Origin of the sequence: Streptomyces changanensis, from assembly GCF_024600715.1 — a bacterium.
Taxonomy (GTDB): domain Bacteria; phylum Actinomycetota; class Actinomycetes; order Streptomycetales; family Streptomycetaceae; genus Streptomyces; species Streptomyces changanensis.
This window is the reverse complement of sequence record NZ_CP102332.1, coordinates 2,677,029-2,691,671: the sequence shown is the minus strand read 5'-3', so window position 1 is coordinate 2,691,671 and position 14,643 is coordinate 2,677,029. Positions and strand designations below refer to the sequence as shown.

Here is a 14,643-nt window from a genome sequence, read left to right as displayed (position 1 = left end):
CCGCCCGCCCGCAGCCGGGCCACGGCCGCCGCGAGCCGGGCGCCTGCCCCACGCTGCGTGGATCATCAGGGACGCCCTGCCGAACGGCGTCGACCCGCCCTGGTACGTCACCCTGGTGGTGGCGGTCACCGCACTCGCCGGGGTCCGGATGGTCATGCCGGGCGCGATCGGGGAGTATGTGGGCCGTATCCACCACGAGGTGAAGCGGCGCCCGCACTTCCCGGTGCAGGCGACCAGCACGGCGCCGCGCACCCGACCGTCCCCGGGGGAGTCCACCCGCAGATGACCGGCGTCAGCGGCCAGATCGTCAGGTTCGCCCTGGTGGGCGTGGTGAACACCGCCACCTACTACGGCTTCTACCTGCTGTTCCTGACGCTCGGCCTGCCCTACGTCGGGGCGCACGTCGCGGCGTTCCTGCTGTCGATGACCGGCTCGTTCTTCCTGAACAGCCACTTCACCTACCGCACCCGCCCCACCTGGCGGAAGTTCCTGCTCTTCCCGCTCACCAACGCGGCGAACTTCGTGATCACGACCGTCGGCGTCTATCTGCTGGTGGACGTGGCCGGGCTCTCCAGCCGGTACGCGCCGCTGCTCGCCGCGGCGGCCGCCATCCCCGTCACGTTCGTCCTCTCCCGGACGATCATGCTGCGGCCCGAGACCCCGCGCGACCGTGAATCGTTGGCAGAAGTGGCTCCGAAGTAGTGGCCCGGGCCACGGCCACTGCATACCATCGATCACCGCAAGGTCGTTGACACTGATGTACGACCCACGCCGGGAGGCCCCTTTGCACCGCCGCCGTCGCACCGCGCTCTCCTTGTCCGCCGCCCTGGTCGTCGCGGCGCCCCTCCTGACGGCCTGCGGCGGTGACGCCCACCCCGGCGCGGCGGCCGTGGTCGGCGGGGACCGGATCGAGACCTCCGCCCTCCAGGCCCAGGTGCGGGAGGTCCGCACGGCGCAGGAGGCGTCCCCCCAGGCCGACCAGCTGATCCGGGCCACCGGCGACCTCAGCCGCGAGAAGCTCAACGGCATGATCTTCGACCGGGTCGTGGAGGAGGTCGCCGCCGACGCCGGGATCACGGTCAGCCGCAAGGAGGTCCAGGAGACCCGGCGCGCCGCCGCCCGCCAGTACGGCGGGGACGCGCAGCTCGCCGCGATGCTGCTCCAGCAGCAGGGCATCGCCCCCGACGAGATCGACGCCGTCGTCCGCCGCAACGTCCTCATGAACAAGATCGCCGACCGGCACGGCGCCTCGAACACCCCGGAGGGCCAGAAGAAGCTCACCGACCTGTTCACGGCCGCGTCGAAGTCCCTCGACATCGACGTGAACCCCCGCTACGGCACTTGGGACGACGCGAAGATCCAGCTCGGCCGCTACCAGGCCCCCTGGCTCCGCCAGGTCACCCGGGACCCGGGGGCGGCTCCGCAGGGCCTGTAGGTTCGAGGGGTGAACGCTGAGCACGCAGACACCCCCGCCACCGGCCGCGTCGTCCTCCTCACCACCAGCCACCGGGTCGCCCCCGGCGTGCTGTCCTGGCCCGCCTGGCAGGCGCTGCGCTCCGCCGACCGCGTGCTCTGCCCCGACGACCGCCACCCGCAGCTGCCGTACCTGCGCGAGGCGGGCGTCGAGGTCGCCGTCGCCGCGCCGACCGCGCAGGAGCTGGTCGAGGCGTGCGCCGGGGGCCGCACGGTGGTCGTCCTGGCCGCCGGCGAGGGCGACCGGGCCCTGACCGACGGCCTGGCCCGCCTCGCCGGCTCCGGCCGCGTCGCCATGCCGGACCTGGAGCTGCTGCCCGGCTCGTACGACCTGCCCGGCGCGCGCCTCCTCGACCTGGTCGAGGTGATGGACCGCATCCGCCGCGCCTGCCCCTGGTCGTCCCGGCAGACCCACCGCGGCCTCGCCAAGTACGCCATCGAGGAGGCGTACGAGCTGGTCGAGGCGATCGAGGACGGCGACCGCGAGGAGCTGCGCGAGGAGCTGGGCGACGTCCTCCTCCAGGTGGTCTTCCACGCGCGCATCGCGGAGGAGGACGAGGACGGGCCGTTCTCCGTCGACGACGTGGCGGGCACCCTCGTGGAGAAGCTCGTCCACCGCCACCCCCACGTCTTCGGTGACGCCACCGCGGACACCCCGGAGGAGGTCAAGGAGCACTGGCTCCGCACGAAGGCCGTCGAGAAGCAGCGGACCTCCGTGACCGACGGGGTACCGCTCGGCCAGCCGGGCCTCGCCCTCGCGTCGAAGCTGGCCGGCCGGGTGCGCACCGCCGGCCTGGACGTCCCGCCGCCGACCGGTCCCGGCATCGGCTACGAACTCCTCGCCATGGCGGTGCGGGCCGAGGCGGAGGGCGTCGACCCGGAGGCCGCGCTGCGGGCCGCGGCCCGTACGTACCGGGACGCCATCCGCGCGGCGGAGGCCCGGCCGGCTGGGTAACGTGGCCCACCGGGCGTAGGGGGCGGGCGAGTCGGGGGAGGCGCGTGATGGCGTACGGGGAGAGGCTCACGGCCGCCGACGTCACCGCCCTGCTGGGGATCATGCGCGGTGCCGCGTGGCCCTGGGTCAGGGCGAGGCTGACGGAGGACGACCTCGGGGACGCGGGCGGACTCGCGCTCATCGAGCAGGAGCTGCGATCGGGCACGGACGACCGGGTCGTCCGGGCCGGGCTGGAGCACTGGCTGCGCCACGCCGCCCAGCGCGACCCCCGCGCCCCGCGGCGGATCCGCGCCCTCGTCGAGGAGTGCGGCGGCGGTGCCGGTGACCGTGGCCCGGCCGGCCCCCACGTCCCGCCGGACCCCTCCGGCCCGCACGACCCGTCGGACCCCTCCGGCCCCCAAGTCCCGTCGGACCCCTCCGACCCGCACGACCCGCCGGGCCCGCACGACCCCGCCGCTGGCGACCCCGGCCCGGGCGCATCCGGCCCCGCCGGGCGCGGCACGGGCGCTCCCGGCCCGGGCCCGGAACCCGGATCCGGGCCCGCCGTGCCCGGCCCGCGACCCCGACCCGTCGGCCCCGCCGACCCCGGTCCCGGCGGTACCGCGCACGACGTGCGCAACACCTTCTCCGGCGGCGGCGCCGCCACCGTCATCCAGGCCGGCACCATCGGCGCCCTGCACTACGGCCCGCCCCCCGCCCCCGACCCGGCGGTCTGGCTCGACGCGGCCACGGCCGACCCGCTCGCCCTCGGCGCCCGGCACGACGGCCCGTACGTCGAGCGGGACGCCGACACCGAACTGGACCGGCTCCTCGCCGGGCCGGCGGGGCGCGGCGGCCTCGTGCTCGTCACGGGCGAGCCCCTGTCCGGCAAGACCACCACGGCCTGGGCCGCCCTGCGCCGCGTCCTGCCCGACCGGCGGGTCTGCGTGCCCCCGCCCGGCACCGATCTGCGGGACCTGCCCGAGCGGGTGGCCGCCCGCGGCGGGCGGTGCGTCCTGTGGCTGGACGACCTCGAACGCCACCTCGGGCCGCACGGGTTGGACGCCCCGCTCCTGGCCCGGCTGACCGCCCGGGGCGTGCCGGTGCTCGCGACCATGTCCGACGCCGCGTACGACGAGCACCGCTTCGGCGCCCCGGGCCCCGCGCGGGTCCTCAGCCGGGCGCGGACGGTGGAGCTGGGCGCCGAGTGGAGCCTCGCCGAGACCGGCAGACTCGTCGCCCGGGACGACGGGCGGCTGGAGACGGCGCTGTACTGGTGCGAGGGCCGGGCCGTCACCGCCTACCTGGCGGTCGGCCCCGACCTGTGGGAGGAGTGGCGGCGCGCGGAACGCCCCACGCGCCACCCGCGCGGCCACCTGCTGGTGCGCGCCGCGATCGACCTGGCACGGTGCGGTCTGCACCACCCGGTCCCCCCGGAACTGCTGCGGGCGGCGTACCGGCACCACGCGCCCGACGACGCGGGCGACCTGGACGACGTCCTCGCCTGGGCGGCCCGCCCCCGCCTCGGCGTGGCCGGACTGCTCGTCGAGGAGGACGGCGGATGGCGGGCGTACGGTTCCCTGGTCGCCGACGCGCTCGCGGACGACGGCTTCCCCCCGGTGCCGGACGCGGTGTGGGACCTGGCCCTGGCCCACGACCACGCGGCCGTGGCGCAGGCGGCCGGCCGGCACTACCGGGCGCGCGCCCAGGCGGGGGACGCCGCGGCGATGCACCGCCTGGCGCGGCTGACCGGTTCGCAGGACTGGCTGCGGAAGGCCGCCGACGCCGGGCACCCGGGCGCGGCGGGGGAGTGGGGCCGCGCCCTCGCGGACCGCGGTGAACGGCGCGCGGCCGAGCCGTACCTGCGGGCGGCGGCCGAGGCGGGCGACGCCACCGCGGCGACCCGGCTGGGCCTGGTGCTCCTGGCCCGGGCGATGGACTGGCTCGGCGAGGGAGCGGCCGGCGGCGACCCCGAGGCGGCGCACCGGCTCGGCGACCTGCTGTTCGCCGAGGGCGACGACGCACGGGCCCTCGACCACTACGGCCACGCGCTCGAAGCGGGCCGCCACTCCGTCGCCGGGAGCATCGGGGCGCTCCACCGCTACCGGGGCGAGGAGCTGCTCGCGGAGCTGTGGCTGCGCCGGGCCGCCGACGCGCTGGACACCGCCCGGCCGGTCGAGCGCGCCCCGGACCGGATCCGCACCCGGAACGCCACCGAGCGGTACCTCCACGAGTGCGCCGACCACGGGCTCGGCGCGGCCGCGACGCTCCTCGGCGTCCTGTGCGAGCAGGAGCACGACCGCCCCGGTGCCGTCGACTGGTACACGCGCGGCCACGAGCTCGGCGACGCCTACGGCGCCTACCGGATGGCCCGCCTCCTGGCCGAGCACGAGCCCGAGGAGGCCGCCGCCTGGATGCGCAAGGCCGCCGACGCCGGGCACCCGGGTGCCGTGCGGGCCCTCGACGCGGGGCCGGATACCGTCGGGGGGTGAACGCTCCCCACGACCCCGCCGCACCCCCCGAGCTCTTCACCTGGGAGTTCGCCACCGATCCGTACCCGGCGTACGCCTGGCTGCGGGAGCACGCACCCGTGCACCGGACGCGGCTGCCGAGCGGTGTGGAGGCGTGGCTGGTCACCCGGTACGCCGACGCCCGGCAGGCCCTCGCCGACCAGCGGCTCAGCAAGAACCCGGCGCACCACGCCGAGCCGGCGCACGCCAAGGGCAAGACCGGCATCCCCGGCGAGCGCAAGGCCGAGCTGATGACGCACCTGCTCAACATCGACCCGCCGGACCACACGCGGCTGCGCCGGCTCGTGTCGAAGGCGTTCACTCCGCGCCGGGTCGCCGAGTTCGCGCCCCGCGTGCAGGAGCTGACGGACCGGCTGATCGACGGTTTCGCCGCGAAGGGCGAGGCCGACCTCATCCACGACTTCGCCTTCCCGCTCCCCATTCACGCCATCTGCGACATGCTCGGGGTGCCCGCCGAGGACCAGGACGACTTCCGGGACTGGGCCGGGCAGATGATCCGGCACGGCGGCGGGCCGCGCGGCGGGGTGGCGCGGGCCGTGAAGCGGATGCGGGCCTACCTCGTCGACCTGATCCACCGCAAGCGGGAGGGGTTGGGGCGGGGCGGGGACGACGACCTGATCTCCGGGCTCATCCGGGCCTCCGACCACGGCGAGCACCTCACCGAGAACGAGGCCGCCGCGATGGCCTTCATCCTGCTGTTCGCCGGTTTCGAGACCACGGTCAACCTCATCGGGAACGGCACGTACGCCCTGCTCCGCGACGACGGCCAGCGCACCCGCCTGCAGCGGTCGTTGGCCGCCGGGGAGCGCGGCCTGCTGGAGACGGGCGTCGAGGAGCTGCTGCGGTACGACGGGCCCGTGGAGCTCGCCACCTGGCGCTTCGCGACCGAGCCGCTGACCCTCGGCGGGCAGCGCGTCGAGGTGGGCGAGCCCGTGCTGGTCGTCCTGGCGGCCGCCGACCGGGACCCCGAGCGGTTCGACCGGCCGGACACCCTGGACCTCGCGCGGAGCGACAACCAGCACCTCGGCTACGGGCACGGCATCCACTACTGTCTGGGCGCGCCGCTCGCCCGGCTGGAGGGGCAGACAGCCCTCGCCACGCTGCTGACGCGCCTGCCCGACCTGCGCCTCGCCGTCCCCCCGGAGGAGTTGCGCTGGCGCGGCGGACTCATCATGCGGGGACTGCGCACGCTGCCGGTGGAGTTCACGCCCGAGGCAAGCTGACACTCCGTCATAACTGTGATCTTCGCGTAATCTCCCCTGCATCGACTTGTGACTGGCGTTCGAATGCCGCTACGTTCACCGTCACCTCAGCAGTCACGCGAAAGGTCCAACGCATGCGCTCCGGGAACGGACGACACCGTCGACCCCGTCAGGCCCCCGCCCTCGTCGTCGCCGCGGGGGTGACCGGATCCGCGATCGCCCTGCCGCTGCTCGGCGCGGGTACCGCGTCCGCGGCCGACGCCGAGACCTGGAACCGGGTCGCCGAGTGCGAGACCGGCGGCATGTGGAGCGCCGACCTCGGCAACGGCTACTACGGCGGCCTCCAGTTCTCCCAGGAGACCTGGCAGGCGTACGGCGGCACGGCCTACGCGCCCCGCGCCGACCTCGCCAGCCGCGCCCAGCAGATCGCCGTCGCGGAGAAGGTCTTCGCCGCGCAGGGCGCCGCCGCCTGGGAGACCTGCGCCCCCATCGCCGGCCTGACCGTCGGCGGCGGCTCCACCGCGGAGACCGACCCCGGCACCTCGCCCGCCCCGTCGGCGAGCGCCGAGGAGCCGGAGGCGTCCGCCGAGCCCGCCCCCGACGCCGGCACGCCCTCCACGGCGGACCGGCCCGCGACCGGCACCGAGGCCGCCACCGTCTCCGGCACGCCTGGCTCCGGTGCGACCGGCGCCACCGCGGGCTCCGGCGCCACCGCCGGGCCGACCGCGCCGGCGACGACGCCGACCGCCCCGGGCGCTTCCCCCGCCGAGCCGTCCCCGACGGCCCCCGGCGAGGCCCCCGTCGACGGCGGGGTCCCGACCCCCGCGTCCGGCAACGGCAAGCACCGCGGCGAGCCGGCCAAGGAGGAGGGCGCGACCGGTCCGACGGCCCCGGTCCCCGGTGACGGCTCCGTCGACACCGGCGCCGCGGTCGAAGGGCGCGGAACGGGTACGCCCACCTCGCGGGGTGACGCCGCGGCACGTACGGCCGACGGCCTCGCGGCCGACGGCACGTACACCGTCCGGCCCGGCGACAACCTCTGGGCCATCGCGGACGCCCACGAGGTGCCCGGCGGCTGGACGGCCCTCTACGACGCCAACCGCGAGGCCGTCGGCACCGACCCGGACCTCATCGTCCCTGGCCAGAGCCTCGATCTCGCCCAGCCCAAGGGGTAGTTACGGGCTGAATGTCCGTTTCTGGGAAGTGAGACAAGAGTCTCTTCACCCCAACTGGCGCGTCGCCGCCGCCCGGTCCGTCCGTTTCGGCCCCTACCTGCGCAAACACCCCTAAGGGGCAGGCAAGTAGGGGCGGATTGACCCGAATGTCCCCCTTTGAACTTCGGGTCGGTCTGTGATTACCGTCGAGACCAGCTCGCCACCGCGGGCCCCGTCCGACCGGTAACGCCGAATCCTGCCGCCGGCGACGGGAACAGTCGACGCTTCCAGCGCCGTGGGCAGGAGCGGGGGACCCAAGGTAAGCGCCGGGGCCGGGCCGTCGAAGGACGGCCGGGACCGGCTAGGGGTGAAGCCGTGCGCCACCCAGCGCACGGCCGGGCACTCACCAGGCCCGAACCCGACAGCTCACCTCGTAGGCGTCGGTGAGGAGACACACCCATGCTTTCTTCCGGTAAGCGCAAGCACCGTCGCCCGTCCAAGGCCGTCCGTTTCGCCGCCTTCGCCGGCATCACGGGTGCCGCCGTCGCCGCCCCGCTGCTCGGCGCCACGACCGCGAGCGCCGCCACCGCCGCCGAGTGGGACCGCGTCGCGCAGTGCGAGTCCGGCGGCGACTGGTCGATCAACACCGGCAACGGCTACTACGGCGGCCTGCAGTTCTCCGCCTCCACCTGGGCGGCGTACGGCGGCACCGCGTACGCCCAGACCGCCGACAAGGCCTCCAAGTCGCAGCAGATAGCCGTGGCCGAGAAGGTCCTCGCCGGCCAGGGCAAGGGCGCGTGGCCGAGCTGCGGCGTCGGCCTGTCCGGTGCCGCGTACGACGGCGCCGCCGCCGAGCGCACCGCCGAGGAGCCCACCACGCGCAGCGAGCAGCGCACCACGCCGAAGGCCGCGACGCCCAAGGCCGCCCCGAAGTCCTCCGGCACCGTCACCACCCCGACCGGCGAGAAGGTCGAGAAGGGCGACGGCGAGTACCGCGTCAAGGCCGGCGACACGCTCAGCTCCATCGCCACGGCCGAGAAGGTCGCGGGCGGCTGGAAGAAGCTGTTCGACCTGAACGAGGACATCGTCTCCGACGCCGACCTGATCTACCCGGGCCAGCAGCTCCACCTGAGCTGACCCCCCGCGGCGACCGGCCCCGGCCCCGACGCGCCCTCCACCCGGGGGTGTGCCGGACCGGGGCCCTCCGCCGTCAGGACCCCCGTGCGAAACGGGGCGAACCGGGCCAGGACGGATGAGTGTCGACCCGCTCAGCGTGATTACTCATCAGTAGGAACGCTGTCAGTTCGTCCCGACTCATGGGTGGTTGTGCCCTTTTTCGTCCCAGGAGGCGGGCGGTCGCGGGCACCGGCCCCGGAGCCGGTTAGGCTCTTGCCGCAAGGGTGAAGCCCCTGCACTCCACGCGTCACATCCCAGAAGGAGATGCTCGTGCCGTCCATCGACGTCGTCGTAGCCCGGGAAATCCTGGACTCCCGAGGCAACCCCACGGTCGAGGTCGAGGTCGGCCTCGACGACGGCAGCACCGGCCGTGCTGCCGTCCCCTCCGGTGCCTCCACCGGTGCGTTCGAGGCCCTCGAGCTCCGCGACGGTGACAAGGACCGCTACCTCGGCAAGGGTGTCGAGAAGGCGGTGCTCGCCGTCATCGAGCAGATCGGACCGGAGCTCGTCGGCTACGACGCCACCGAGCAGCGGCTCATCGACCAGGCGATGTTCGACCTGGACGCCACCCCGGACAAGTCCTCCCTCGGCGCCAACGCCATCCTCGGCGTCTCCCTCGCCGTGGCGCACGCCGCCTCCGAGGCCTCCGACCTCCCGCTCTTCCGCTACCTGGGCGGCCCGAACGCGCACCTGCTGCCGGTGCCGATGATGAACATCCTGAACGGCGGCTCGCACGCCGACTCCAACGTGGACATCCAGGAGTTCATGATCGCGCCGATCGGCGCCGAGTCCTTCTCCGAGGCCCTGCGCTGGGGCACCGAGGTCTACCACACCCTCAAGAAGGTGCTGAAGGAGAAGGGCCTGTCCACCGGCCTCGGCGACGAGGGCGGCTTCGCCCCGAACCTGGAGTCGAACCGCGCCGCGCTCGACCTCATCCTGGAGGCGATCAAGCAGGCCGGCTACACCCCGGGCCGCGACATCGCGCTCGCCCTGGACGTCGCCGCGTCCGAGTTCCACAAGGACGGCGCCTACGCGTTCGAGGGCAAGTCCCGCACGGCCGCCGAGATGACCGAGTACTACGCCGAGCTCGTCGAGGCGTACCCGCTCGTCTCCATCGAGGACCCGCTGTTCGAGGACGACTGGGACGGCTGGAAGACCATCACCGAGAAGCTCGGCGCGAAGGTCCAGCTCGTCGGTGACGACCTGTTCGTCACCAACCCCGAGCGCCTCGCCCGCGGCATCGAGGAGGGCGCGGCCAACGCGCTGCTCGTCAAGGTGAACCAGATCGGCTCCCTCACCGAGACCCTCGACGCCGTCGAGCTGGCCCAGCGCAACGGCTTCAAGTGCATGATGTCCCACCGCTCCGGCGAGACCGAGGACGTCACCATCGCCGACCTGGCCGTCGCCACCAACTGCGGCCAGATCAAGACCGGCGCCCCGGCCCGCTCCGAGCGCGTCGCCAAGTACAACCAGCTGCTGCGCATCGAGGAGATCCTCGACGACGCCGCGGTGTACGCCGGTCGCAGCGCCTTCCCGCGCTTCAAGGGCTGACGCCCGCCCGACGCCGCAGTTGCGCACGTCCCCGGCCACGGTCCCGTACCGTGTCCGGGGACGTCGTACGTCGTACGTGAGGAGGGGCGAGCCGATGGGCCAGGACCGGGACCGGTTCTCGACCGCGACGAGGCTGCGGCTGCTCGGCGAGCAGACCGCCGCCCGCGTCTACCGCTCCCAGAGCCGCCGTCAGGCGCGCCGCTCCCGGCTGACCGGCCGGGCCGCGTTCCTCGCCCTCGTGGTCTGCTCCATGGTCGTGGCCCTCGCCTACCCGATGCGCCAGTACGTGTCGCAGCGCGGCGAGATCGCCGAGCAGGAACGGCTCGCGGAGCAGGCGGCGGCCCGGGTGGAGCGGCTGCGCGACGAGAAGGCCCGCCTCCAGGACGACGCCTACGTCCGGCAGCTCGCCCGCCGGCACCTGCACTACGTGCTGCCCGGCGAGACGGCCTTCACCATGAACGACCCCGAGGCGGCGCGCGAGCACCGCACCGACCAGGGCGGCACCGGCCGGCCCTGGTACTCGAACGTCTGGGACGGCGTGGACCGCGCCGACCAGGAGAACCGATAGCCCCGTAGCTCCACCAGGATCAAGGCAGGCATGGAAACGCCCCCTCCGCAGACTGAACGCACCGAGCCGACCGAGGCCGACGTCGCGGCCTTCCAGGACCAGCTCGGCCGCCCGCCGCGCGGCCTGCGGGCCATCGCGCACCGCTGCCCGTGCGGCAACCCCGACGTGGTCGAGACCGCGCCCCGGCTCCCGGACGGCACGCCCTTCCCGACGACGTACTACCTCACGTGCCCCCGCGCGAACTCCGCGATCGGCACGCTCGAGGCGAACGGCGTCATGAAGGAGATGACCGAGCGCCTGGCGCGCGACCCCGAGCTGGCGGCCGCCTACCGCGCCGCGCACGAGGACTACCTCGCGCGCCGCGACGCCATCGAGGTGCTCGCCGGCTTCCCCAGCGCCGGCGGCATGCCGGACCGGGTGAAGTGCCTGCACGTCCTGGTCGGCCACTCGCTGGTCGCCGGACCCGGCGTCAACCCCCTGGGGGACGAGGCGCTCGCGATGCTCCCCGAGTGGTGGGCGAAGGGCCCGTGCGTCGGCGCCGACCGGGAGCCCGGGGACGCGGCGGCCGGGGCCGGCGGCGCGTCGGCGGACGCGGCGGACACCGCCGGTGGCGACGCGACCGATGGCGACGCGGAGGGTGGCCGGTGACCCGGGTCGCCGCCGTCGACTGCGGCACCAACTCCATCCGCCTGCTCGTCGCGGACGTCGACCCCGACGCGGGCACCCTCGTCGACCTGGACCGGCGGATGACCGTGGTCCGGCTCGGCCAAGGCGTCGACCGCACCGGCCGACTCGCCCCCGAGGCGCTGGAGCGGACCTTCGCCGCCTGCCGCGCGTACGCCGCCGTCATCCGTGAACTGGGCGTCGAGAAGGTCCGCTTCGTCGCGACCTCGGCCTCCCGGGACGCGGAGAACCGCGAGGAGTTCGTCCGGGGCGTCGTGGACATCCTCGGTGTGGAGCCGGAGGTCGTCAGCGGCGATCAGGAAGCCGAGTTCTCCTTCACCGGCGCCACCCGCGAACTGGAGGGCGACGACGAGTACCTGGTCGTCGACATCGGCGGCGGCTCCACGGAGTTCGTCGTCGGCCGCGCCCACGTGCGGGCGGCGCGCTCCGTCGACGTCGGCTGCGTCCGTCTGACCGAGCGCCACGTGCGCACGGACCCGCCGTCGCCCGCCGAGGTGGCGGCGATCCGCGCGGACGTGCGGGCCGCCCTGGAGCTGGCCGGCGCCACCGTCCCGCTCCGCGAGCCGCGCACCCTGGTGGGCCTGGCCGGCTCGGTCACCACCGTCGCCGCCGTCGCGCTGGGCCTGGAGGAGTACGACTCGGCGGCCATCCACCGCTCGCGCGTCTCCTACGAGCAGGTCGCGGCGGTCACCGACCGCCTGTTGGCGGCGACCCACGACGAGCGCGCCGCGATCCCCGTCATGCACCCCGGCCGGGTGGACGTCATCGTCGCCGGCGCCCTGGTCCTGCGGGAGGTCATGGAGTACGTCGGCGCCTCCGAGGTCGTGGTGAGCGAGCACGACATCCTCGACGGCATCGCTCACCACTGCGCCGCCGAGGCACGCTGAGGCGGTGCCGGTGCCGGGCGGGGCGTCACAGGTTGCGGTAGGCGTCCCGCCGGTCGCCCACCTTGACCACGAGGACGACGAGTTCACCGTCGTTGATCTGGTAGGCGACCCGGTAGCTACCGACCCTGAGCCGGTAGAGGCCCGTGGGGCCAGTGAGCTTCTTGACGTCGGCGTCCTGCCGGTACGGATCGTCACCGAGTGCGGTCAACGCGGTCAGGATGCGCATGGCGTCGGGTCGGCTGATGGCTCGAAGCTGACGCTGCGCCGCCGTGGTGAACCGGAAGGCGTACTTCACGCCGCTTCGCCGTCCTGCTCGGTGAACAGATCCGCCAGCAGTTCCGCCATCGTCACGGTGGTGCCGCCTTCGGCCAGCACAGCTTCGGCGTCGCGCGCCAACATCACGTCGGCGGCTTCCTCCAACGCTTCGAAGTCCGAGATGGGGACCACGGCTGCCACCGGTGCGCCGTTGCGCGTGATGACGGTCGGAACACCTTCCTCGGCCCGGTTGATGTGATCGGCGAGGTGCGCGCGGGCTTCCCGTACGGTCACGGTGTTGTCAGTCATGAAGTCAGTGTACGCATCGGCGTGTACACGGCGCATCCATGGAGGGAAGCGCGTTCGTGCGCGATCCTCGACGGGATCGCCTGGTCGCTGGCGTGACGGAGGCACTCGCGACACCCGTTCGGCGGACGGTCGGAGAAACTTCGTGAAGTTCTTCACAAGGAAAAGAGCCCTGATGGGGTGGTCTGAGGGGGGTACGGCCCTTACAGACGCCCGTCGGGGCTCTTCCGTTCCCCATCTTTCGTAGCCCCAGGCGAGTTTCAGCCATGTGAACAAAGGTGGTCGTCCGTCGTTACGGAAGGCTCTCCGGTCCAGTTCACAGGGGGTGATGAGGGGGTGAACAACGACCTCGGACACACCCTGGTTCCCGGTCGGCGCCATGACCTCGGTCACGTGGGCCGCGCAGTGTAGCAGAGGTGTCCGGAAACCTTGTGAAGGGGCGCACGAGCACCCCCCGTCCGAGGGGTGGATACTCGATGGCATGAGCACCACGGAGCGTCCCAGGATCCTCGTAGTAGGCGGAGGGTACGTAGGCCTGTACGCAGCTCGACGCATCCAGAAGAAGATGCGCTACGGCGAGGCGACCGTCACGGTCGTCGACCCGCGCTCGTACATGACGTACCAGCCCTTCCTCCCCGAAGCCGCCGCCGGCAGCATCTCGCCGCGGCACGTCGTCGTCCCGCTGCGACGCGTGCTGCCCAAGGCCGAGGTCCTCACCGGTCGGGTCACCACCATCGACCAGGACCGCAAGGTCGCCACGATCGCGCCGCTCGTCGGCGAGGCGTACGAGCTGCCCTTCGACTACCTGGTCATCGCGCTCGGCGCGGTCTCCCGCACCTTCCCGATCCCCGGCCTCGCCGAGCAGGGCATCGGCATGAAGGGCATCGAGGAGGCCATCGGGCTGCGCAACCACGTGCTGGAGCAGCTCGACAAGGCCGACTCGACGAACGACGAGGACGTCCGCCGCAAGGCGCTGACCTTCGTCTTCGTCGGCGGTGGCTTCGCGGGCGCGGAGACCATCGGCGAGGTCGAGGACATGGCCCGCGACGCGGCCAAGTACTACAAGAACGTGTCCCGCGAGGACATGCGCTTCATCCTGGTCGACGCCGCCGACAAGATCCTCCCCGAGGTCGGCCCGAAGCTCGGCGCGTACGGCAAGGAGCACTTGGAGGGCCGCGGCGTCGAGGTCTACCTCTCGACGTCCATGGACTCCTGCGTCGACGGCCACGTGGTGCTGAAGAACGGCCTGGAGGTCGACTCCAACACCATCGTGTGGACCGCCGGTGTGAAGCCGAACCCGGCGCTGGCCCGCTTCGGCCTGCCGCTCGGCCCCCGCGGCCACGTCGACTGCCAGCCGACCCTCCAGGTCACCGGCACCGACTACATCTGGGCCGCCGGCGACAACGCCCAGGTCCCGGACCTCGTGGGCCGCAAGGCCGGCAACGAGAACGCCTGGTGCCCGCCGAACGCCCAGCACGCGCTGCGCCAGGCGAAGGTCCTCGGCGACAACGTCGTGTCCGGCATGCGCGGCTTCCCGCAGAAGGAGTACGAGCACGCCAACAAGGGTGCCGTCGCGGGTCTCGGCCTGCACAAGGGCGTCGCGATGATCGTCATGGGCAAGATGAAGATCAAGCTCAAGGGCCGTCTCGCCTGGTACATGCACCGCGGCTACCACGGTCTGGCCATGCCGACCTGGAACCGGAAGATCCGCGTCTTCGCGGACTGGACGCTCGCGATGTTCCTCAAGCGCGAGGTCGTCTCGCTCGGCGCCATCGAGTCGCCGCGCGAGGAGTTCTACGAGGCCGCCAAGCCCGCCCCGGCGCCCGCCGCGCCCAAGCAGGAGAAGGCCAAGGCCTCCTGACACCGGCCGGCCCCGGCCGGTCGCCGTTCCGTCGCAGTCCTGTCGAGGGGCCGCCCGCCAT

The 14,643-nt window shown here is 73.6% G+C and carries 14 protein-coding genes and 1 riboswitch; of the genes, 12 read left to right on the top strand and 2 right to left on the bottom strand.

Translation table 11 applies throughout. From position 1 onward, the window contains the following. Positions 1-282 precede the first annotated feature (282 nt). From NRO40_RS11905 to NRO40_RS11855, 11 genes are all read left to right on the top strand, one after another. Positions 283-702 (top strand): GtrA family protein, encoded by a 420-nt coding sequence (locus NRO40_RS11905; protein ID WP_058944885.1) that lies wholly within the window; start codon positions 283-285, stop codon positions 700-702. An 82-nt stretch (positions 703-784) separates the two neighbouring features. Beyond that, complete coding sequence (locus NRO40_RS11900) at positions 785-1,435, top strand: SurA N-terminal domain-containing protein (RefSeq protein WP_058944884.1); 651 nt, start codon at positions 785-787, stop codon at positions 1,433-1,435. Between the two features lie 9 nt (positions 1,436-1,444). Next, positions 1,445-2,428, top strand: a complete 984-nt coding sequence (locus NRO40_RS11895; RefSeq protein WP_058944883.1) for a nucleoside triphosphate pyrophosphohydrolase — start codon at positions 1,445-1,447, stop codon at positions 2,426-2,428. 47 nt (positions 2,429-2,475) lie between these two features. Then, positions 2,476-4,899 (top strand): hypothetical protein, encoded by a 2,424-nt coding sequence (locus NRO40_RS11890; RefSeq protein ID WP_058944882.1) that lies wholly within the window; start codon positions 2,476-2,478, stop codon positions 4,897-4,899. After that, positions 4,896-6,161 carry a cytochrome P450 family protein gene (locus NRO40_RS11885; RefSeq protein ID WP_058944881.1) on the top strand — a complete coding sequence of 422 codons (1,266 nt, stop codon included), beginning with the start codon at positions 4,896-4,898 and terminating at the stop codon, positions 6,159-6,161. The genes NRO40_RS11890 and NRO40_RS11885 overlap by 4 nt, the downstream gene beginning before the upstream one ends. 113 nt (positions 6,162-6,274) lie before the next feature. Next, on the top strand, positions 6,275-7,315 hold the full coding sequence (locus NRO40_RS11880; protein ID WP_079047474.1) for a transglycosylase family protein: 1,041 nt from the start codon (positions 6,275-6,277) through the stop codon (positions 7,313-7,315). A gap of 260 nt (positions 7,316-7,575) precedes the next feature. After that, positions 7,576-7,749: riboswitch (cyclic di-AMP (ydaO/yuaA leader) on the top strand. A 4-nt stretch (positions 7,750-7,753) separates the two neighbouring features. Continuing rightward, on the top strand, positions 7,754-8,431 hold the full coding sequence (locus NRO40_RS11875; protein ID WP_058944880.1) for a LysM peptidoglycan-binding domain-containing protein: 678 nt from the start codon (positions 7,754-7,756) through the stop codon (positions 8,429-8,431). A 309-nt stretch (positions 8,432-8,740) separates the two neighbouring features. Next, positions 8,741-10,021, top strand: a complete 1,281-nt coding sequence (gene eno, locus NRO40_RS11870; RefSeq protein ID WP_079047475.1) for a phosphopyruvate hydratase — start codon at positions 8,741-8,743, stop codon at positions 10,019-10,021. A gap of 94 nt (positions 10,022-10,115) precedes the next feature. Then, entirely contained in the window at positions 10,116-10,589 is a 474-nt protein-coding gene (locus NRO40_RS11865; RefSeq protein ID WP_058944878.1) for an FtsB family cell division protein, read from the top strand. Positions 10,590-10,619: 30 nt separating this feature from the next. Continuing rightward, positions 10,620-11,237, top strand: a complete 618-nt coding sequence (locus tag NRO40_RS11860; protein WP_079047473.1) for a DUF501 domain-containing protein — start codon at positions 10,620-10,622, stop codon at positions 11,235-11,237. After that, positions 11,234-12,160: a Ppx/GppA phosphatase family protein gene (locus NRO40_RS11855; protein ID WP_058944877.1), complete on the top strand. Its 927-nt coding sequence runs from the start codon at positions 11,234-11,236 to the stop codon at positions 12,158-12,160. Before NRO40_RS11860 ends, NRO40_RS11855 begins: the two co-directional genes overlap by 4 nt. Before the next feature lie 25 nt (positions 12,161-12,185). Here the strand turns inward: NRO40_RS11855 and NRO40_RS11850 are convergent, their stop codons facing one another. After that, the gene (locus NRO40_RS11850) at positions 12,186-12,455 is read right to left on the bottom strand and encodes a type II toxin-antitoxin system RelE family toxin (RefSeq protein WP_058944876.1); all 270 of its coding nucleotides are present in this window, start codon (positions 12,453-12,455) and stop codon (positions 12,186-12,188) included. Continuing rightward, the gene (locus NRO40_RS11845; RefSeq protein WP_257375403.1) at positions 12,452-12,724 is read right to left on the bottom strand and encodes a type II toxin-antitoxin system Phd/YefM family antitoxin; all 273 of its coding nucleotides are present in this window, start codon (positions 12,722-12,724) and stop codon (positions 12,452-12,454) included. The genes NRO40_RS11850 and NRO40_RS11845 overlap by 4 nt, the downstream gene beginning before the upstream one ends. Before the next feature lie 478 nt (positions 12,725-13,202). On the opposite strand from NRO40_RS11845, the gene NRO40_RS11840 reads away from it, so the two are divergent. Next, a complete protein-coding gene (locus tag NRO40_RS11840) occupies positions 13,203-14,582 on the top strand; it encodes an NAD(P)/FAD-dependent oxidoreductase (protein WP_079047494.1) in 1,380 nt (459 codons plus the stop codon). Positions 14,583-14,643 lie beyond the last annotated feature (61 nt).